General features: G+C 67.0%; 16 protein-coding genes and 1 tRNA gene. 12 read left to right on the top strand and 5 right to left on the bottom strand.

Annotated elements, in window-relative coordinates:
• Positions 1–68 precede the first annotated feature (68 nt).
• Complete coding sequence (locus HLH27_RS03620) at positions 69–1634, top strand: Do family serine endopeptidase (RefSeq protein ID WP_182947863.1); 1566 nt, start codon at positions 69–71, stop codon at positions 1632–1634.
• 146 nt (positions 1635–1780) lie between these two features.
• Here HLH27_RS03620 and HLH27_RS03615 read toward each other — a convergent pair whose 3' ends face one another.
• Complete coding sequence (locus HLH27_RS03615; RefSeq protein WP_182947862.1) at positions 1781–2836, bottom strand: beta-eliminating lyase-related protein; 1056 nt, start codon at positions 2834–2836, stop codon at positions 1781–1783.
• Between the two features lie 44 nt (positions 2837–2880).
• Between HLH27_RS03615 and folD the strand changes: the two genes are divergently transcribed.
• The 3 genes from folD to HLH27_RS03600 all read left to right on the top strand — a co-directional run bounded on the left by folD (position 2881) and on the right by HLH27_RS03600 (position 6771).
• On the top strand, positions 2881–3795 hold the full coding sequence (folD, locus tag HLH27_RS03610; protein ID WP_182947860.1) for a bifunctional methylenetetrahydrofolate dehydrogenase/methenyltetrahydrofolate cyclohydrolase FolD: 915 nt from the start codon (positions 2881–2883) through the stop codon (positions 3793–3795).
• Between the two features lie 13 nt (positions 3796–3808).
• On the top strand, positions 3809–4555 hold the full coding sequence (locus HLH27_RS03605) for a methylenetetrahydrofolate reductase (RefSeq protein WP_182947858.1): 747 nt from the start codon (positions 3809–3811) through the stop codon (positions 4553–4555).
• Between the two features lie 266 nt (positions 4556–4821).
• The gene (locus HLH27_RS03600) at positions 4822–6771 is read left to right on the top strand and encodes a M1 family metallopeptidase (RefSeq protein WP_246375445.1); all 1950 of its coding nucleotides are present in this window, start codon (positions 4822–4824) and stop codon (positions 6769–6771) included.
• Between the two features lie 51 nt (positions 6772–6822).
• On the opposite strand, the gene HLH27_RS03595 is transcribed toward HLH27_RS03600, so the two are convergent.
• On the bottom strand, positions 6823–7410 hold the full coding sequence (locus HLH27_RS03595) for an NUDIX domain-containing protein (protein ID WP_182947856.1): 588 nt from the start codon (positions 7408–7410) through the stop codon (positions 6823–6825).
• A 113-nt stretch (positions 7411–7523) separates the two neighbouring features.
• Between HLH27_RS03595 and HLH27_RS03590 the strand changes: the two genes are divergently transcribed.
• The 3 genes from HLH27_RS03590 to HLH27_RS03580 all read left to right on the top strand — a co-directional run bounded on the left by HLH27_RS03590 (position 7524) and on the right by HLH27_RS03580 (position 9577).
• Positions 7524–8729, top strand: a complete 1206-nt coding sequence (locus HLH27_RS03590) for an MFS transporter (RefSeq protein WP_182947854.1) — start codon at positions 7524–7526, stop codon at positions 8727–8729.
• 71 nt (positions 8730–8800) lie between these two features.
• Positions 8801–9382, top strand: coding sequence for an LOG family protein (locus tag HLH27_RS03585; RefSeq protein WP_182947852.1), 582 nt, complete (start codon positions 8801–8803; stop codon positions 9380–9382).
• Positions 9383–9500: 118 nt separating this feature from the next.
• Positions 9501–9577 (top strand) — tRNA-Pro (locus tag HLH27_RS03580).
• A 218-nt stretch (positions 9578–9795) separates the two neighbouring features.
• Here the strand turns inward: HLH27_RS03580 and HLH27_RS03575 are convergent.
• Positions 9796–10806: a rhamnan synthesis F family protein gene (locus HLH27_RS03575; RefSeq protein ID WP_182947851.1), complete on the bottom strand. Its 1011-nt coding sequence runs from the start codon at positions 10804–10806 to the stop codon at positions 9796–9798.
• A gap of 465 nt (positions 10807–11271) precedes the next feature.
• Between HLH27_RS03575 and HLH27_RS03570 the strand changes: the two genes are divergently transcribed.
• Complete coding sequence (locus HLH27_RS03570; RefSeq protein WP_246375403.1) at positions 11272–12447, top strand: glycosyltransferase family 61 protein; 1176 nt, start codon at positions 11272–11274, stop codon at positions 12445–12447.
• Between the two features lie 22 nt (positions 12448–12469).
• Here the strand turns inward: HLH27_RS03570 and HLH27_RS03565 are convergent, their stop codons facing one another.
• The gene (locus HLH27_RS03565) at positions 12470–13954 is read right to left on the bottom strand and encodes a sodium:solute symporter family protein (protein ID WP_182947850.1); all 1485 of its coding nucleotides are present in this window, start codon (positions 13952–13954) and stop codon (positions 12470–12472) included.
• Positions 13954–14130 (bottom strand): DUF3311 domain-containing protein, encoded by a 177-nt coding sequence (locus tag HLH27_RS03560; RefSeq protein WP_114725972.1) that lies wholly within the window; start codon positions 14128–14130, stop codon positions 13954–13956. Before HLH27_RS03560 ends, HLH27_RS03565 begins: the two co-directional genes overlap by 1 nt.
• 265 nt (positions 14131–14395) lie before the next feature.
• Here HLH27_RS03560 and ppdK point away from each other — a divergent pair, with 265 nt between their 5' ends.
• From ppdK to HLH27_RS03540, 4 genes are all read left to right on the top strand, one after another.
• On the top strand, positions 14396–17080 hold the full coding sequence (gene ppdK, locus HLH27_RS03555) for a pyruvate, phosphate dikinase (protein WP_182947849.1): 2685 nt from the start codon (positions 14396–14398) through the stop codon (positions 17078–17080).
• A 136-nt stretch (positions 17081–17216) separates the two neighbouring features.
• Entirely contained in the window at positions 17217–18071 is an 855-nt protein-coding gene (locus tag HLH27_RS03550) for a pyruvate, water dikinase regulatory protein (RefSeq protein WP_182947843.1), read from the top strand.
• A gap of 176 nt (positions 18072–18247) precedes the next feature.
• On the top strand, positions 18248–18904 hold the full coding sequence (locus HLH27_RS03545) for a hypothetical protein (protein ID WP_182948172.1): 657 nt from the start codon (positions 18248–18250) through the stop codon (positions 18902–18904).
• Positions 18905–19008: 104 nt separating this feature from the next.
• Entirely contained in the window at positions 19009–19371 is a 363-nt protein-coding gene (locus HLH27_RS03540) for a hypothetical protein (protein ID WP_182947841.1), read from the top strand.
• The last annotated feature ends 29 nt before the right edge of the window (positions 19372–19400 follow it).

The raw sequence follows: 19400 nt of genomic DNA, 5'->3' as shown, positions 1-19400 counted from the left end.
CTCTGCTGGACGATCCCTCAGAAGGGGCGGCGTCTTGCCCGGTCGCCCCAGCAACAATCAGGAATGCTATGACTGACGAGTTTCAGCCGAAGATGTCTTTCCGCCCTCGCCGGATGCGGGGCAGTGTTTTGGCCGCGCTGGTCGCCGGGACCATGCTGGGGGGCGCGGTGCAGGCCGTGACGGCGGACACGGCACGGGCTGACGAGACAGGGGTGATCCGGCCCGATACCCAGATCCAGACCCTGCCCAATTTCGTCAATCTGGTGAAGCAGGTGCGCCCTGCCGTGGTCTCGATCACCGCCAACATCCGCATGGACGATGCGGACGAAGAGGGCGGGATGCAGGGCCAGCAGCAGATGCCCTTTCCCTTCCCGTTCCCGTTCCAGATGATGCCGCAGCAGCAGCGCCGCACGGTGGAGGCCCGGGGCTCGGGCTTCATCATCTCGGCGGACGGGTTCGTCGTGACCAACAACCATGTGGTCAAGGGCGCGACCAAGGTGACGGTGACGCTCGATGACGGCACCACACTGCCCGCCAAGATCATCGGCCGCGACCCCAAGACCGACCTGGCGCTGCTGAAGGTTTCGACCCAGAGCAAGCTGCGCTTCATCGAACTGGGCGATTCCGACAAGGTGGAGCCCGGCGAATGGGTGGTCGCGGTCGGCAATCCGTTCGGGCTGGGCGGCACGGTGACGGCGGGCATCGTCTCGGCACGGGGCCGCGATATCGGCGACGGGCCCTATGATTCGTTCATCCAGGTCGATGCGCCGATCAATCGCGGCAATTCGGGTGGGCCGCTCTTTACCCAGGACGGCAAGGTGGTGGGCGTGAACACCGCCATCCTGTCGCCCTCGGGCGGGTCGATCGGCATCGGGTTCGCCATTCCCTCCGACGTGGTCAAGAATGTCGTCTTCCAGTTGCAGAAGACCGGTCATGTCACGCGCGGCTATCTGGGCGTTGTCGCGCAGGTGATCACGCCGGCCATGGCCAAGGCGCTGGGCCTGAAGCCGGCCACCGACGGCGCCCCGCCCAGCGGCGCGCTGGTGGCCAGCGTCAGCAACAGCAGCCCGGCCGAGAAGGCGGGGCTGAAGGCAGGCGACGTGATCACCACCCTGAACGGCCAGAAGATCGACAGCCCGCATGATTTGGCGGTCAAGGTTGCGTCTCTGCCGCCGGGCACGTCGGCGACGATCGCGTATCTGCGCGGCAATGCGGCGCAGACCGCCACGGTGAAGATCGCCAACCTGTCCAGCGCGTCGTCGCCCGACGGCTCGGTGGGCGACAAGAGCGATGTCGGCGGGCCGCGGCTGGGGGTTTCGCTGTCGCCGCTGACCTCTGACCTGCGCCAGCAGCTTGGGCTGGGGGCTTCGGTGCGCGGTGTCGTCGTCAGCGATGTCCAGGCGGGTTCGGTGGCCGAGCAGGCGGGGATTCACGCCGGCGACGTGATCCAGGCCGTCGGCAACAGCCCGGTCGATAATCCCGGTGCCACGGTCACGGCCGTTCGCGCGGCCCTGAAAGCCAACCAGTCGGTGCTGCTGCGCGTGCTGCGCAACGGGCAGAGCATCTTCGTGGCCGTGACCCCGGGGGCGCCGGATGACAGCGGCGCGTCGGGTGGTGACGACGATAACGATTGACGGGTGAGTGGCGCCGTTCCTTTTTGGGGCGGCGCCATGTCTTCTTTTGTCTTACGAAAAAGAAGCAAGAAGACTTTTGATCCGTAAACGCCTGAACGAATCAAGGTTTTTTGGTTCTTTTTTTCAAAAAAGAACGGAAACGCTTCCTACACTTCCGACAATGTCTCCAGCAGCGCATCGACATCCGCGATGCGGGTATAATAGCTGGTGACCAGCCGGATGACGGTGCCGTCCACGCCGTGCGGCGTGTGCCAGTCGTGGAAGGCGAAGCCTGCGGCGCGCAGGTGGGCGATGGCCCGGTCGGGCAGGACGACGAAGATCTCGTTGGCCTGGGTTTCGTAGAGCAGTCGCGCGCCGGGGTGGCGGAACAGGCCGCCGGCCAGGCGTTGCGCCATGGCGTTGGCGTGGCGGGCGTTGTTCAGCCACAGATCGTCTTCCAGGCATGCCAGGACCTGCGCGCTGAGGAATCGCTGCTTGGACCAGTCATGGCCGGCGCGCTTGCGGCGGCGGGCGAACTGTTCGGCCTGGGCGGGGTTGAAGAAGACCACCGCCTCGGCGGCCATGGCGCCGTTCTTGGTCATGCCCAGCGACAGCACGTCGATGCCGGCCTTCCATGTCGCCTCGGCCGGGGTGCAGCCCAGATGGGCGATGGCGTTGGCCAGGCGGGCGCCGTCCATATGCACCGCGAGGCTGCGGCTGCGGGCCCGGGTCGTCAGGTCCGCGATGCGGGCGGGTGTGTAGACGGTGCCCCATTCGGTGGCCTGCGTCAGGCTGAGTGCCGTCGGCAGCGGGTTGTGCACGTCGTCGGCGGGCAGGCGGTCGAGCATGTAGGACAGGGCGTCCGGCGCCATGCGCCCGTCCTCGGACGGGATGGTGACGAGGCGGGCGCCGCCGGTGAAGAAATCGGGCGCGCCGCATTCGGACTGGACGATATGCGCGCTGTCGTCGCACAGGATCGCGGCGTAGGGCGGGGCGATGGCGGCCAGGGCCAGCGCGTTGGCCGCCGTACCGGTGGCGACGGGAAAGACCTTGACCGGGCGTTCGAAAATATCGGACGCCACGTTGCCCAGGCGGGCCGTCCAGGCGTCGGCGCCATAGGCGGGGGCGGCGTCGGCGTTGGCGGCGACCAGGGCCGACATCACGGCGGGACAGGCCGGAACGACGTTGTCGCTGCTGAAGTTCTTGCGTATCTGCTCTACCACGCTATTCCCCTGCTTTTTTCCGTTCCAATTGTCCGGAGTGCCGCATGACCGAGCCAGCTTCCGCCGAAACCGCGTCCGTTCGCAACCCGTCCGCGCGCCTGATCGACGGCAAGGCGTTCGCGGCGAACCTGACGCAGACGATCGCACACGAGGTCCGGGCGTTCCATGACCGCCATCAGGTCACGCCCGGCCTGGCGGTGGTGCTGGTGGGCAACGATCCGGCCAGCGAGGTCTATGTGCGCAACAAGGCGTTGCAGACCCATCGCGCGGGCATGCGCTCGTTCATGCACATGCTGCCCGAAACCACGTCGCAGGCCGAGTTGCTGGCGCTGATCGGGCGGCTGAATCACGACCCGGAAATCCACGGCATCCTGGTGCAGCTGCCGCTGCCGGCCGGGCTGGACCCGGTGGCGATCACCAATGCCATCCATCCCGACAAGGATGTGGACGGGCTGGGCGAGGTCAATGCCGGCCGGCTGGCGCTGGGCCAGCCGGGCATCGTGCCCTGCACGCCGCTGGGCTGCCTGATGCTGCTGAAGGCGGAGCTGGGCGAACTGCGCGGGCTGCATGCGGTGATCATCGGCGCGTCGAACCTGGTGGGGCGGCCGATGGCGCGCCTGCTGCTGGCGGAAGGCTGCACGGTGACGATCGCGCATATCGACACGCGCGACCCCGCCGCCCTGGCGCGGCAGGGGGATATTCTGGTGGTGGCGACCGGGTGCAACGGGCTGGTGCGCGGCGACTGGATCAAGCCCGGTGCCGCCGTGATCGACGTGGGCATCACGCGGATCGCGCTGCCCAACGGCAAGACGCGCCTGGTGGGCGACGTGGCGTTCGACGAGGCGGTGACCCGGGCCGGGCGGATTACGCCGGTGCCGGGGGGCGTGGGGCCGATGACGATTGCCTGCCTGCTGAACAATACCCTGGCGGCCGCCCGGCGCATCGTCGGCGCGGCCTGAGGGCGGCGGGGCGATGACGACGCGCCTGTCGGTCGAGCTGATTCCGCGCGATGCGGAGGCCCTGCTGCGCGATGCGGGGCAGGTTCGCGACCATTTCCCGCTGGCCGACACGCTGAACGTGCCCAGCCTGATGCGCTTTCCGATGCAGGGGTGGGACGCGGTGCCGCTGCTCCAGCCCATCGTGCCGCGCGTGGTGCCGCATATCCGGGCCATCGACATCGACCCGGACGGCCCGCTGCCGGGGGCGGATGTGGCGGGGCTGACGGAAATCCTGGTGGTGCGGGGCGATCCGCCGGCCGATCTCAGCCGCCGGACCTTTCCCAATTCCTCGGAAAGCGTGATCCGCCGCTATCGGCGCGAGGCCCCGCACCTGACGGTCTATGCGGCCTTCGACCCATGGCGCCATGCGCCCTGGCGCGAGATGGAGGCGGTGGCGCGCAAGAAGGAGGCCGGGGCCGCCGGCTTCTTTACCCAGCCGGTATTCGACATGCGGATGCTGGACCTGTGCATGGGCTGGCTGGAGGGCGAGACCGTGTTCTGGGGGATTTCGCCGGTCATCGGCCCGAAATCGCGCTCGTACTGGGAGACGACGAACCATGTCGTCTTTCCCCGTGGGTTCGACCTGACGCTGGAGGCCAACATCGCCTTCGCGGTGCGGGCGATCCGCGCCGTGCGGGCGGCCGGCGGGCATGTGTACCTGATGCCGCTGCGGGTGAACCTGGCCGCCTATCTGGGGCCGATCCAGCAGGCGCTGGGCTGATACGGCACGGGTGGGGACGGGTTACGTCGGCCCCGCAATTCCGTTAGCCTTGGGGAAAGAGTCCGTTTCCCCGAGAGGTTATGATCGTGCCTTATCATCGTCCATGTCCACGCCAGCCCGTCGGGCCAGGGTTTCAGTCGGGGATCGCCGGCTCCATGACCGCGATCGGGCTTGTGCTGGGCGCTGCCATGCTGGTCGTGGGCGGCACGACGCCCGCGCGCGCCGAAGAGGGCACGGCTGCCCCCGCGCCCGTCGCGGCCCCCGCCATGCCGGCGCCCGATCCGGCCCGTATCTTCGCCCCGCTGGCCTATCCGATGCCGGCGGGCGCGACCCGTTCGGCCGGTGGCGTGCCGGGTGGCGCGTACTGGCAGAACAGTGTCGATTACGAGATCAAGGCGGCGATCGACCCCACCAACCGCCTGCTTTCGGGCAGCGAAATCATCACCTATGCCAATAACAGCCCCGATGCGCTGGACGTGCTGTGGGTGCAGCTGGACCAGAATATCTATCGCGACGGCTCGCGCGGGAATTTCGTCTATCCGCTGCGCCATGCCGAGCACACGGATGGCGATGTGATCGAGAGCGTGTCGATCGAGCAGGACGGCAAGAGCATCCCGGTCACGCCCGTCATTTCCGACGCGCGGATGCAGGTGCCGCTGCCGACGGCGCTGGAGGGCAAGGGCGGCAAGATCCGGCTGAAGATCGTCTGGCACTACACGATCCCCGGGACCTGGGGCGGGCGCACCGCCGTCAGCTCCACCCGCAACGGCGATGTCTACGAGGTCGCGCAATGGTTTCCGCGCATGGCCGTCTATGACGATGTGCGCGGGTGGGATACCGCGCCCTATCTGGGGCAGGAATTCTTCCTGGATTACGGCGACATCGATTACAGCGTGACGGTGCCGTGGAACTTCACCGTGGTCGGGTCGGGCGCGCTGATCAACCAGGCCGAGGTCCTGACCCAGACCGAGCGCGACCGGCTGGCCCAGGCGGCGAAGAGCGACGAGCGGGTGATGATCCGCACCGAGGTCGATATCCACGACCCCAAGAGCCATGTGGCCCAGACCGGCACCAAGACCTGGCATTTCCGCATGAACAACACGCGCGACGTGGCGTTTGCGGCCTCGCCGGCCTTTCTGTGGGATGCGGCGCGGCTGGACCTGCCGCCGGTGGTGGTGGAACCGGGCCGTGCGCCGGTGCCGCGCCTGGCGATGTCGGCCTATCCGGTGGAAGCGGTGGGGCCGCATCAGTGGGACCGGTCCACGTCGTATGTGAAATACGCGATCGAGTATTTCTCGCGCCGCTGGTACCCCTATCCGTGGCCGAACGCGATCAACCTGGGCGGGTATGGCGCGGCGATGGAATATCCGGGCATCGTCTTCGACGGCATGCACGACAAGGACCCCGAACTGTTCTGGATCACGGCGCATGAGCTGGGCCATGGCTGGTTCCCGATGATCGTGGGCTCCAACGAGCGGCGGCATGCCTTCATGGATGAAGGGTTCAATACCTTCATCGATACCTATGCCTCGGACGATTTCAATTCCGGCGAGTTCGCGCCCAAGCGCGACAGCGAGTTCGCCCCCGAGACCGGAAAGCCGGCCGACGATATCCTGTCGGTGCTGCGCGACCCGGCGGCGCCGCGCCTGATGACGCCTTCGGACCTGATTTCGGAGCGTTACCGGCATCCGGTGAGCTACTTCAAGGCGGCCTACGGGCTGAAACTGCTGCGCGAGCAGATCCTGGGCCCGGAGCGGTTCGACCGCGCCTTCCGCCACTACATCGCGACGTGGGCCTTTCGCCACCCGACGCCCTCGGACTTCTTCCGCCTGATGGACAGCGAGGCGGGCGAGGATCTGTCATGGTTCTGGCGGGGCTGGTATTTCAACAACTGGGCGCCGGACTATGCGGTGAAATCCGCCACCCCGACCGGCGAGGGCGCGGAGCACGGGCTGCTGGTGACGGTCGACAACAAGGGCTGGCTGCCGCTGCCGGTGACGTTGCAGGTGAGCTACACCGACGGCACCAGTTCGCGCCTGACCATCCCGACCGAGGCCTGGTACCTGCGCAACGAGATCGAGCTGACGATCCCGGGCTCGCGCACGCCGCAGGCGGTGACGCTGGACCCCGGGCACGACATCCCGGACCTGAACCGCGCCGACAACACGCTGACCCTGGCCCCGGCCGCCCAGCCGGCGGCATCGCCGGCGCATTGAGGGACGGCTGTCCGGGAAGGGGGCCGCCGGCCGCCATTCCCGGACCGGCCTCTATAGCCAGCCGCGCGCGCGGATCAGGGCCAGCGCGGCCAGCGTGACCATGCAGGTGATCTCGCCCTCGCGGATCATCCGCTCCATTTCGGCCAGAGGCATCGTGTGACTGGTCAGGTCCGCCTCGGTCGCCTCGGGCCGGGGGGTGCCCTGCGTCAGGCCGGTTGCCAGGTAGACATGGCCGCGCTGGGTCGAATAGCCGGCCCCCTGGTAGAGGGCGCCGGCATGGCGCAGATGCTCGGCGCGAAGGCCGGTTTCCTCCTCCAGCTCGCCCCGCGCCACCGTTTCGGGGGCTGCGTCGGGCCGGTGTTCCCACATGCCCATCGGCAGTTCCCACAGCCGTGCGCGTATCGGGTAGCGGTACTGGCGCACCAGCGTGACGGTGGGGCCGTCCGGGCCCTGGCCCAGCGGCAGGATGACAACGAATTCCCCGCGTTCCACCACGCCGTAGAGCCCTTCGCCGCCATCGGGACGGCGGATGATGTCCTCGCGCACGCGGGTCCATGGGTTTTCGTAGGTGATCCGCGAGGAGAGGGTGACGAAACCGCCCGAATCCTCGGGGCCGGATGCTGGGGAGTCGGGGGACATGGGGGAGTCCTTCTCGTAGTGTGGCTTTTGTCATCATGGCGCATGGTCCGCATGCTTGGCGAAGGGCGGGGTGCGCCCCTATGCTGTGCGGATAACGGAGTGTGCGCCTCGTCATGACTGTCTTACGGAGCGGGCCGGCCAACCCGACGCTGCGAATCCTCGCCGTCGTTCTGTTCAACCTGATCTGTTACGTCGATATCGGCCTGCCGCTGGCGGTGATCCCGCTCTTCGTGCACGGCACGCTCGGCTATAACACGGTCATGGCCGGGCTGGCGGTGTCGCTGCAATATCTGGCTACCTTTGCCTCGCGGGCCCAGGCGGGCCGGTTCGTGGACGAGCGGGGCGCGAAGCCGGCGGTGGTGATCGGGCTTGCGATCTGCGTGCTGGCGGGGCTGGCGCTGATGCTGTCCGGGCTGTTCGCGCACCGGGCGGGGCTGGCGGTGCTGCTGCTGGTCGCGAGCCGCATCCTGATGGGGGTGGGCGAAAGCTGGACCGCGACCGGGGCCATCCTGTGGAATATCGGCCGGGTGGGGGCGGAGCGCACGGCGCAGGTGATTTCGTGGAACGGCATTACCTCCTATGGCGGCATCGCCTTCGGGGCGCCGGTGGGTGCGCTGCTGGCGCAGGCCCATGGCGCGCTGGGCGGGCTGGCCGGGGTCGGGCTGCTCTCGGCGCTGCTGCCCGCGCTGGGGCTGGGGCTGGCCGTGCGCTATGCCGCCGTGCCGCCGATCGCCAAGGGGGGCGAGGTCATGCCGTTCTCGCAGGTTTTCTGGCGCGTGCTGCCCTATGGCATCGTGCTGGCCTGCGGGTCGGTGGGATTCGGGGCCATTTCGGCCTGCCTGTCGCTGTATTTCGCCGACCGCCACTGGGATGGCGCGGCGCTGGGGCTGATGGTGTTCGGCCTGGTCTTCGTGCTGGTGCGGCTGCTGTTCTCGCGCCAGATCGGCCTGCGGGGCGGGATGAAGGTGGCGGTGGTGTCGCTGCTGGTCGAGGTCGGGGGGTTGCTGCTGCTGTGGCGGAGTGCCGACGTGCCGTCGGCCGACCTGGGGGCGGCGCTGACGGGGGCGGGGTTCTCGCTGGTCTTTCCCGCGCTGGGGGTGGAGGCGGTGTCGCGCGCCGGGCCGCAGAACCGGGGGGCGGCGCTGGGGGCCTTCAGCGTCTTTCTGGATATTGGGATCGGGCTTTCCGGCCCGATGCTGGGGCTGGTGATCCACAGCCTGGGCTATGGTCCGATGTTTCTGGTCTCGGCCCTGTTTACCGGGGCGGGGGTCGGTGCCACCCTGCTGCTGCGGGAGCAGTCCCGCCCGGATGCCGCCTGACGGCAGCCGCCTTCGCGGGGTCGGGCGGGCCCGGCCGCGCGCATGACCCATCTTCAGGAGGATAATGATCCATGTCCGTTGCTGCCGTCGCTGTATTCTGCGGGTCGCGTTTCGGGGCCCGGCCCGTGTTCCACGAGGCCGCGCGCGAGATGGGGCACCGGCTTGGCCAGGCGGGCATGCGGCTGGTCTATGGCGGTGGGGATGTCGGGCTGATGGGTGCGGTGGCGGATGCGACGCTGGCGGCCGGCGGCACCGTGTCGGGGGTGATTCCCACCTTTCTGCAAGCGCGGGAGGTGATGCACCAGGGCGTGACCGACCTGACGGTGACGGACTCCATGCACAGTCGCAAACAGTTGATGTTCGCGCGGGCCGATGCGTTCGTCGTGCTGCCCGGCGGGCTGGGCACGTTCGACGAGACCATGGAGATCATCACCTGGCGGCAGCTGAAGCTGCATGACAAGCCGATCTTCATCGTCAACGTCGCCGGCTGGGCGGACCCGATGCTGGGCATGTTGCGGGCGGCGGTGGAGAACGGCTTCGCGGAGCCTGCGGCGCTGGACCTGTTCGAGGTCGTGCCCGACGTGGCCGCCACGATGGCGCGGCTGGGCAGCGTGATCCGCACCCCGGTCGTGGCGGATTCCAGCCGGTTGTAGGATCGGCGCGGGGGCGGGATAGGACGGCGGCATGACAAAAAAGGGCGGCTCGGGCGAATAGTTGGCGCGGGGACCCTTGCGGAGAGGCAGGAGGGGATGTATAGCCCCCACACGAGTTCGGAGTGTAGCTCAGCCTGGTAGAGCACTGTGTTCGGGACGCAGGGGCCGGAGGTTCGAATCCTCTCACTCCGACCAGATTTTCCCCGATGTCGGGCGGTATAGGCCGCCGCGGGGCGGTGATATGACCGCCTTGTTCCGGTGCCGTACCGCGCCGGGATGCCGCTTTTTCCGTGCCCGTCGGGGCCCGGCCATCGTGATGTTTCATGATCCCCGATCGCGCCGGCTGGCTGTTCCGGCGAGGGCGATGTCCCTGCCTGCGATGCGCATCTCTGCGCCGCTGGGCGGCGGGGACCTTATTTTATCCCCAGATCGTATTTGATCCGGTCGAGGCGGGAGAGTTTGTTCTCGTCTCCCCTCTTGCGCAGGATGGTCAGATATTCGTCGGCGTCGTCTGTGCTCATGAGGTCGGAGATCCAGGTTTCCACCTCCCAGAAATCGAACCGGTGCCGGTAGACGAGGTCTTTCTTGAAAAGGGGCGAGCCCAGCGCCGCGGGGAAATAATAGGCCCCCGCATGGATGGGTGACGTGACGTTTATCAGTTCGACGGCTTTGGTCGCCACGGATTCGTAGGGTTCCTTCTCGTCGATTTCGAAGATCAGGTCGCGCCAGGGGCGGGGAAGCTGGAACGGTTTTTCGCGAATGGGCAGGTGCGTGTTCAGCAGTTCCTTATAAAGCGCGGAGACGGAATATATGACGTGGGTGTCGCGTGCCGCGTTCAACATGGCCTGGGACAGTTTTTTCTCGCCATATTCGATGGCGTAGATCCGGTTGTTGATCGGGATATAGTCTTTCCAGAATTGCCGGAAGCTTCGGGAGTTGAAGACATGGCCGGAGACGGAGAGGCAGAAGGACTGGAGATGGTGATGTTCGGAGCCGCTCCAGTTTTCATAGGCCGCGATGACGTCCTCGGGGCCGAGCAGCCTGCGGATCATCTGCTTCAGGCCGGCGGGTGAGAAGAACACGCTGTCGTTCATGATGATCAGCCGGGATACCGGTTTCCGCAGAGACTGTATCGCGTCCTTGTAGGCGCCGAAATCGAAACCCTGATTGCCCCTGAAGACGATCGTGGCGCAGTTGTTTTGGAAAAAATCCTTTTGTTCTGGCGTCATTTCATGGTTGCACACCAGAATTGTGTTTATGTTGTTTTCCCTGAGTTCAAGAATGACCCGTTTTACGCTGGCGGATACGTCTTCCCGCTGCTCGTAATAAACGAATATGCAATAGACATCGGATTCCAGCGGCGCGGCGTCGACGATGTCCTTTATGTTCGTGGTGTATGATTTCAGGCGGTCCTTTTGCGCCATGACGTTCAGATCCAGGAAGATCCTGCGGAAAAGGAACCGCGAAACAAAATTCGCCGCATGGTAATATTCTTCATATATCGATCTGAGCAATGGCATTGTTTGTTCCGTTTTCTTATGGAAATGATTGTGTCTGAACAAAGCAATGACACAACGCATGAATATGGTTCCGGTGCGGAAAAAAGACGGATCGATTTCGTTAAAATTTCGTTATTGGAACCCGTGGGCAGTGCAACGAGAAATCATATTCACCTATCTGTATTGGGTGCAAAGCGAATTACACTTTCATAGATTGGGTTACGTTTCGGCAGCCCCGGATACAATTGCCGAAAGTTCCACTCATCCCCGAATTCTCTGATAACGAACGGTTTTCCAAAGGGCTTCGCCTTTTGGTGGGTCAAGGGCAAAGCCCTTGAAAGGCGCCGGCGAGGGCGGCGCCCCTTAAGGGCTGATCAACCTCTTGCCCTCATGCTGGTGCCTGTCCTGCATGCGGTTTCCGGCACGATCATGGTTTTTTCGCTGCTGCGGCATCTGCGCCGCCCCCGACATCCGCCCGGCCGCGTGCTGCTGGCGGACATTGCCGAATCTTCGGTGCTGCTGGAATCCTGCCCGGCGCGAGCCGCGCGCTTTGCGCCGGCGGACGCGCGGCGCGAGGGCGCGGCCAACCCGTTTCTGGACTGGGTCAGCACGCCCGTCGGACTGACGGCCCATATCCTGCGCGATGTCGTGTACGACGTGGACAGTCGGGTGCTGTTGAAGGGGGGGAAGCTGGTCGTGGAGACCTGTTACCTCCAGCCGCCCGAGATGCTGGCGGAATTGCGGGTCGATTCCGCGCGCCTGATCGGTCATGCGGGGCCGGGGATGGCGGTGCCATGCAGCGACCATTGGCCGGGCAATTACTATCACTGGATGACGCATGCGCTGCCGGTGATGGCGGCGCTGTCGGACCGGCCCGACATCCGGCGCCGGGGGCGGCTGCGCTGGCTGCTGCCCGAGCTGCTGCCGTGGCAGCGCCAGACGCTGGACCTGCTGGGGACGGAGCGGGGCGGGGGGCCGGCCCTGGCGGCCGGGCGGCAGTATCGGCTGGATCGGGCCGTCTATTGCACGATCGTGGCCGGGGCGGCCGATTTTGCGCTGTCGCGGCTGAGCCAGTCGGTCTTTCCGCGCATGGCGGCGCGGGTGCCGGTCATGCGCCGGCGCGGGCTGCGGCTGTATGTCGATCGGGGCGGGGCGGGCAATCGGGCGATTCCGAACGAGGCGGCGCTGGCGGCGGCGCTGGCGGCGGAAGGGTTCTGCGTGGTGCGGCCCGAGCGGATGGGGGTCGCCGAGCAGATCGACCTGTTTCGGGCGGCGGCGATGGTGGTGGGGCCGCTGGGGGCCGGAATGACCAATATCGGGTTCTGCCGGCCCGGTACGCTGGTCTACGAGCTGGTGCCCGACCACCATGCCAATCCGTGCTTCCTGGCAATGGCGATGCGCGGGCATCTGAACTACTGGGCGGATGTCTATCCGACCGGGGCGACGGGACAGGACCATGTCGCCCGCTGGGAGGTGGGGATCGATGTGGCGCGGGTGCTGCGCCGGGTGTCGGGCCTGTGGTCGCGCGGGACGCGGCCCGTGCTGGTGTCGGACGGCGCCGCGTAGGCCGCGCCGCCCGACGGCCGGGTCAGGCGGCGGTGGCGCCCTTGCGGCTGCGGCCGGGGACCAGCAGGCTGACGATGACCACGGTGCCGATATTGACCAGCAGCGCCAGCAGGCCGGTGGAGACGAGCTGGTGCATGCCGCCGATCGACAGCATGTGGGTGGGCTTGAGCCCGTCATGGAAGCAGACATAGGTGCCGTAGAGCGTGCCCACGGCCCAGCCCGTCAGCATCGCCGCGGCGGAGAAGCGCAGCTTCGTGATGCCCAGCACCAGTGCCGGGAAGGTCTGCAGGATCCACAGGCCGCCCAGCAGTTGCAGGTCGATGGCGAAATGGGCGTTGAGGAACAGCACGCAGGCCAGCGCGCCCAGCTTGACCACGAGGGCGACGAGGCGCGAGGCGCGGACATTGTTGCGCAGGCCGGGGGAGATGTTGCTGGTCACGAGGTTTGCGGCGCCGATCGCCATGACGGCGGCGGGGACCAGCGCGCCCACGGCGATGGCCGCGAAGCAGAAGCCGGTGAACCAGTCGGGGAATATCGCCAGGAACAGGTTGGGGACGATCGACGAGGTGTTGGTGGTCACGACCCCGGCGGCGTGGGCCATCAGGCCCAGCATCGCGATCAGGCCCAGCAGCAGCGTATAGGCCGGCAGCATGACCGCGTTCTTGCGGATGGTGTCGGCCGAGCGGGCGGCCAGCACGCCGGTGAGCGTATGCGGGTAGAGGAAGGCCGCCAGTGCCGACGACAGGGCGAGCGTGGCATAGGGCACGCTCTGGCCCGGCATCAGCGCATGGCCTTCGGGCGGGTGGGGCAGGTGCTGCGCCGCCGTGGCGAACATGGCGCCGTAGCCGCCCAGGTGCAGCGGAATGACCGTGACCGCGGCCAGGACCGCGATATAGATCATGATGTCCTTGATGAAGGCGGTGAGCGCCGGCGCGTGCAGGCCGCCCAGCCAGGTGTAGGCGGCCAGCGAGAGGAAGGCGACGATCAGCGGGATTTCGCCCGGCAGGCCCAGGGCCTCGATGACGGTGCGGATGCCGATGAGCTGCAGCGCGATATAGGGCATGACCGCGATCAGCCCGCTGGCGGCGATGGCCAGTTCCAGCGCGCGGCTGCCGAAGCGGGCGCGGACGATGTCGGCCGCCGTCGCGTGCCTGCCGTCATGGGCGATCTGCCACAGGATGGGCATGACCAGGAACACGAACGGATAGACGATGATGGTATAGGGCAGTGCGAAGAAGCCGAACGCGCCGGTCGCGTAGACCAGGGCGGGCACCGCGATGACGGTATAGGCGGTATAGAAGTCGCCGCCGACCAGGAACCACGTGACCCAGGTGCCGAACTGGCGGCCGCCCAGGCCCCAGTCCTCGGACCCGTGGGCGTCGGGCTGTGCGGCCCGGCTGCGCCCGCGCCCGCGCCACCACGATACCGTGCTGCCCAGCAGGATGGTCATGGCGAAGAACAGGATGAAGACGACCAGTGCGGGGGCGGAAGGAACGTGCGATGTCATCAGCGTGCGTCCCGCTTCCAGACGACCCACACCAGCAGGGACGTCGCCGGCACCCAGGCGAGCTGGTACCAGTAAAAGAAAGGGAAACCCAGCAGGGTCGGTTCCGTTCGGTCATAGAACGGAAGCCAGAGCAACCCGACAAAGGGCAGCAGCAGAGCCAGGTACAGCTTTTTCATCCCGATTGTGGCCTTATTTTCTTGATTGATTGCGGGCATCGAACGATGAGGTTGCCTATCCCGGTGGGCATGTCAACCGGCAGCTTTCGTGGGGCTTGGGTGGATCGGCTGCGTGAAAAAGGATCGTAATTGATGCGCCTTCCGGCTAGAAGGGCCCGGTGGGGGCCGGACTGACTACACCAAGAACAAACAAGATGAGTATGCGGCGTCGGGCCAGGAGATGTTCACGTTCCACAGTAGAATGGGCGGGACAGAGGAGAGAGCTATGACAAAGTGGGTCTATAGTTTCGGTGGCAGCGCGAATGAAGGCGGTGCCGGCATGCGCGACTTGCTCGGTGGCAAGGGAGCCAATCTGGCGGAAATGGCGGCGATCGGCCTGCCCGTGCCGCCCGGCTTTACCATCACCACCGAGGTGTGTACCGCGTTCTACGACAATGGCCGCGCCTATCCCGAGGACCTGCGCACGCAGGTCGCGGCGGCGCTGGCCGGGATCGAGGGTGCGCTGGACCTGCGCTTCGGCGATCCGGCGGCACCGCTGCTGGTCTCGGTCCGCTCGGGCGCGCGGGTGTCGATGCCGGGCATGATGGATACCGTGCTGAACCTGGGCCTGAACGACGAGACGGTCGAGGGCCTGGCAGCCAATTCCGGCGATGCGCGCTTCGCCTGGGACAGCTATCGCCGCTTTATCCAGATGTATGGCTCGGTCGTGCTGGGCGTGTCCCACCACCGCTTCGAGGACCTGATCGAGGAGACCAAGCGCGGCGCCGGCGTGCAGGACGACACCCAGCTGACCGACCAGGACTGGCGGGACGTGGTGACGGGCTACAAGGAGATCGTGCAGCGCGAGACCGGCGCGCCGTTCCCCATGGACCCGCACGAGCAGCTGTGGGGCGCCATCGGCGCGGTGTTCGGGTCGTGGATGAACCCGCGCGCCAATACCTATCGCCGCCTGCATGACATTCCCGCGAGCTGGGGCACCGCCGTCAACGTGCAGGCGATGGTCTTCGGCAACATGGGCCAGGATTGCGCCACCGGCGTCTGCTTTACCCGCGACCCCTCGACCGGCGAGAATGTCTTCTACGGCGAATACCTGATCAACGCGCAGGGCGAGGACGTGGTGGCGGGCATCCGCACGCCGCAGCCGATGTCCCAGCAGCGGGCCCGCGAGGGCGAGCTGTCGATGGAGCGCGCGCTGCCCGAGGCCTATGCCGAGCTGCTGTCGGTGCGCGATATCCTGGAGCGTCACTATCGTGACATGCAGGACATCGAATTCACCGTCCAGAACAACCGCCTGTACATGCTGCAGACCCGCACCGGCAAGCGCACGGCGGCCGCCGCCCTGCGCATCGCCATCGCGATGGCCGAGGAAGGGCTGATCTCGCACGAGGCGGCGATCCGCCGCGTGCCGCCCTCGTCGCTCGACCAGCTTCTGCACCCGACGCTGGACCCGAACGCGCCGCGCACGATGCTGAGCCGGGGCCTGCCGGCCTCGCCGGGTGCCGCGGCCGGGGCGATCGTCTTCAGTGCCGAAGAGGTCGAGATCCGCGCCGCGCGGGGCGAGGACGTGATCCTGGTCCGTATCGAGACCTCGCCCGAGGACGTGCACGGCATGCACGCCGCCCGTGGCGTGCTGACCACCCGTGGCGGCATGACCTCGCACGCCGCCGTGGTGGCGCGCGGCATGGGGCGCGTGTGCGTGGCCGGTGCCGGCGGCATCCATGTCGACTACAAGGCCAAGACGCTGTCGGTCGGCGCCACGGTGCTGCACGAGGGCGAGTGGATCACCCTGGATGGCGGCACGGGCGAGGTCTTCGCCGGCCGGGTGGCGACCATCGAGCCGACCCTGTCGGGCGATTTCTCCACCCTGATGGGCTGGGCCGACAATGTGCGCCGGATGAAGATCCGCGCCAATGCCGAGACGCCGGAGGACGCGCAGACCGCGCGCCATTTCGGGGCCGAGGGCATCGGCCTGTGCCGGACCGAGCACATGTTCTTCGCGCCGGACCGGATCGGGTTCGTGCGGCAGATGATCATGGCCGGCGACGCGGCGACGCGCGTGCGCGCCATCGACGCGCTGCTGCCCTTCCAGCGCCAGGATTTCCAGGACCTGTTCCGCATCATGGCGGGGCTGCCGGTGACGATCCGCCTGCTGGATCCGCCGCTGCACGAGTTCCTGCCGCATGGCGAGGCGGAGCTGGCCGAAGTCGCGGCCGCCATGGGCGAGAGCCTGGAAGCGGTGGCGATGCGCAAGGCGGCGCTGTCGGAATCCAACCCGATGCTGGGCCATCGCGGGTGCCGGCTGGGGCTGACCTATCCGGAACTCTACGCCATGCAGACCCGGGCGATCATCGAGGCGGCGATTGCCGTGTCGGCCGAAACCGGCCAGGCGGTGGTGCCGGAGATCATGATCCCGCTGGTGGGCATGGAAAGCGAGCTGCGCCGGACCCGGACCATCGTCGAACAGGCGGCGACCGAGGTGCTGGCCGCGACGGGCGCCACGCTGGAATACAGCATCGGCACCATGATCGAGCTGCCGCGCGCGGCGCTGACGGCCGACAAGATCGCGCAGCAGGCCGATTTCTTCTCGTTCGGGACCAACGACCTGACGCAGACGACCTTCGGCTTCTCGCGCGACGATGTGGGCACGTTCCTGCCGTTCTATCTGGAGCATGACCTGATCCCCCGCGATCCGTTCATTTCGATCGACCAGGAAGGGGTGGGCCAGCTTGTCTCCCTGGGGGCCGAGAAGGGGCGCAGCGTCAAGCCGGGCCTGAAGCTGGGCGTGTGCGGCGAGCATGGCGGCGATCCGGCGTCGATCGGGTTCTTCGAAACCGTCGGGCTCGACTACGTGTCCTGCTCGCCGTTCCGGGTGCCGATCGCCCGTCTGGCGGCGGCGCAGGCCGCGCTGGCGGCGCGCGAGGCCCTGGCACCGGCCGCGCAGGTGCGCTGACCACGGCATCGGTCCCGCCCTGCCCGCATCGCGCGGGCAGGGCGGGGCTGTCTGCCTGACTTGTCTTGTTTCCTCGGATTTTATTCCCCCGGGTGGCTCGTGCCGCCCGGGGCGATGGCGGAGCCCGGTTGCGCCCATGTCGCCTCACATCGTGCTGCATCTGGTGTCGGATGCGACGGGACAGACGTTGGATTCCGTCGTCCGGGCCTCGATCGCCCAGTTCAGCCATGCCGAAGTTACCTGCCATCGCTGGAACCTGATCCGTACCCGGTCGCAGTTGCGGCGGGTGCTGGAGGCCATCGAGCAGGATCGGGGGCCGGTCCTGTCCTCGGTGGTCGACCAGCGGTTGCAGCATGAGCTCACGATCGGCTGTGCGCATATGAAGGTGCGGCTGATCAACGTGCTGGACCCGGTGACGGCCGTGTTGCAGGACGAGTTGGGCGAGAAGGCGATCGGCCGGCCGGGCGGCCAGTATGTGATGGACGATGCCTATTTCCGCCGGATCGACGCCATGCATTTCGTGCTGGCGCATGATGACGGGCAGGAGATTGGCGGCCTGTCGCACGCCGATGTCGTGCTGGTGGGCATCTCGCGTGCCTCGAAGACGCCGACATCGTTCTATCTGGCCAATTGCGGGGTCAAGGCGGCGAACGTGCCGCTGATTCCCGACCTGCCGCTGCCCGACGAGCTGCTGCATGTGCAGCGCCCGATCGTGGGGCTGACCATCGACCCCGACGTGCTGATCAGCATCCGCCGCCATCGCCTGGACGTGATGGGCGACCGCCGTTCCGAGATGCTGCTGCTGGCGGACAATCCCTATATCGATCCCGAGCGGGTCGAGGAGGAAGTGCGCTGGGCCCGGCGCCTGTGCGCCCGGCATGGCTGGCCGCTGGTCGATGTCAGCCGGCGTTCGATCGAGGAGACGTCGGCCGCGATCATGGGCCTGATGGCCGACTGGGAAGAGCGCCGCGCTACCGCCCATCCGGCCTGAGGAGCATCGGGCCGCCCGTTTCGTGCCTTGCCGGACCCGATCGTGGCCGTGCGGGAGCGTTTTCCGAGTGGTATGAAGGCGTTACACATCGATACGTCCCCCCTCTGAAAAAGACCATCTTTCATGCCTATATGGGCTGGAAACGCGGGAGAGTTCGGCACATGCGGCGATTTCTGATGTTAGGGGCGGCCACGGTCATGCTGGGCGTGGCGATGGCGCCGGCCGGAGCCCTGGCTCAGCATGGCGGCGGTGGCGGCGGCGGCCATGGGGGCGGCGGTGGTGGCGGCCACGGGTTCGGCGGCGGTGGCGGTGGTTACCGTGGCGGCGGTGGTGGTGGCTGGCACGGTGGCGGGTATGGAGGCGGCTACCGGGGCGGCGGTGGTTATTATCGCGGCGGTGGCGGCTATTATCGTGGGTATGGCGGTTACGGCGGTTGGGGTGGCGGCTGGGGTGGCTGGGGCTATCCGGGCTGGGGTGGATATTACGGCGGCTGGGGCTGGCCGCTGGCGTTCGGCACGATGTTCGGCATGGCTGCCGGGGCGGCGGCCTATGGCGCGTATGACGATGGGTACGCGGATGACGGGTACGGGGCGGATTACGACGATTATCCGCCGCCGGCCTATCAGGGAGGCGCCTATCCGCCCGCGGGATATGGCTATCCCGCCCAGCCTTATCCGACACAGCCCTACCCGGCGCAGCCTTATCCCAATCAGGCCTATGTGCCGCAGCCTTATGTGCAGCCCACGCCTCCCCAGCAGGCGCCCTCGCCTACCGTGGCCTGCACCGGCGGACGGTTCTTCAATCCGCTGACCGAAAGCTGCGACAGCCCGTAAGCGCTGACGTCACGGGAATGACATAGTATGTCTGAAGACTGATGTCGGCGGGGGCGGATGGGTGTTTCCATCCGCTACCCGCCATTGGAGCATGGACAGGACTGATGAAGAAGATCCAGACGCGCGGCATGGCGATGCTGCTGACTGCCGGCCTGATGTCGGCCGGCCTGGTGGCCGGAGCGCATGCGGAACCGGGCGGATGCCTGAAATATGGCGCGGTCGGTGCGGTCGGCGGGCATGTGGCCAACCATCATGCCGTGCTGGGGGCGGTCGGGGGCTGTGCCGCCGGCATGTATACCCGCCACGAATACCGCAAGACATTGCGGGAGAAGGCGGCCCTGTACGACAAGGAACATCCGGTCGACCCGCATCTGAGCATGCTGGAGCGGTATCGCCAGAGCAAGACGGACGAGCAGAAGGCCACGCTGTGGGATGCGGAACATCCGCAGGCCCCCAACACGCATTGAACCGGGCCGCAGAGGCCCGTGCGGCATCG

It is taken from the genome of Gluconacetobacter takamatsuzukensis, assembly GCF_014174275.1.
GTDB classification, from domain to species: domain Bacteria; phylum Pseudomonadota; class Alphaproteobacteria; order Acetobacterales; family Acetobacteraceae; genus Gluconacetobacter; species Gluconacetobacter takamatsuzukensis.
The sequence above is the reverse complement of the archived record's forward strand: the minus strand, read 5'-3'. Positions and strand labels throughout refer to the sequence as shown.

Coding starts and splice junctions, on each gene's coding strand:
- HLH27_RS03620 (WP_182947863.1), top strand. CDS start 69: ATGACTGACGAGTTTCAGCCGAAGATGTCTTTCCGCCCTCGCCGGATG.
- folD (WP_182947860.1), top strand. CDS start 2,881: ATGACCGAGCCAGCTTCCGCCGAAACCGCGTCCGTTCGCAACCCGTCC.
- HLH27_RS03605 (WP_182947858.1), top strand. CDS start 3,809: ATGACGACGCGCCTGTCGGTCGAGCTGATTCCGCGCGATGCGGAGGCC.
- HLH27_RS03600 (WP_246375445.1), top strand. CDS start 4,822: ATGCCGGCGCCCGATCCGGCCCGTATCTTCGCCCCGCTGGCCTATCCG.
- HLH27_RS03595 (WP_182947856.1), bottom strand. CDS start 7,410: ATGTCCCCCGACTCCCCAGCATCCGGCCCCGAGGATTCGGGCGGTTTC.
- HLH27_RS03590 (WP_182947854.1), top strand. CDS start 7,524: ATGACTGTCTTACGGAGCGGGCCGGCCAACCCGACGCTGCGAATCCTC.
- HLH27_RS03585 (WP_182947852.1), top strand. CDS start 8,801: ATGTCCGTTGCTGCCGTCGCTGTATTCTGCGGGTCGCGTTTCGGGGCC.
- HLH27_RS03575 (WP_182947851.1), bottom strand. CDS start 10,806: ATGGCGCAAAAGGACCGCCTGAAATCATACACCACGAACATAAAGGAC.
- HLH27_RS03570 (WP_246375403.1), top strand. CDS start 11,272: ATGCTGGTGCCTGTCCTGCATGCGGTTTCCGGCACGATCATGGTTTTT.
- HLH27_RS03565 (WP_182947850.1), bottom strand. CDS start 13,954: ATGACATCGCACGTTCCTTCCGCCCCCGCACTGGTCGTCTTCATCCTG.
- HLH27_RS03560 (WP_114725972.1), bottom strand. CDS start 14,130: ATGAAAAAGCTGTACCTGGCTCTGCTGCTGCCCTTTGTCGGGTTGCTC.
- ppdK (WP_182947849.1), top strand. CDS start 14,396: ATGACAAAGTGGGTCTATAGTTTCGGTGGCAGCGCGAATGAAGGCGGT.
- HLH27_RS03550 (WP_182947843.1), top strand. CDS start 17,217: ATGTCGCCTCACATCGTGCTGCATCTGGTGTCGGATGCGACGGGACAG.
- HLH27_RS03545 (WP_182948172.1), top strand. CDS start 18,248: ATGTTAGGGGCGGCCACGGTCATGCTGGGCGTGGCGATGGCGCCGGCC.
- HLH27_RS03540 (WP_182947841.1), top strand. CDS start 19,009: ATGAAGAAGATCCAGACGCGCGGCATGGCGATGCTGCTGACTGCCGGC.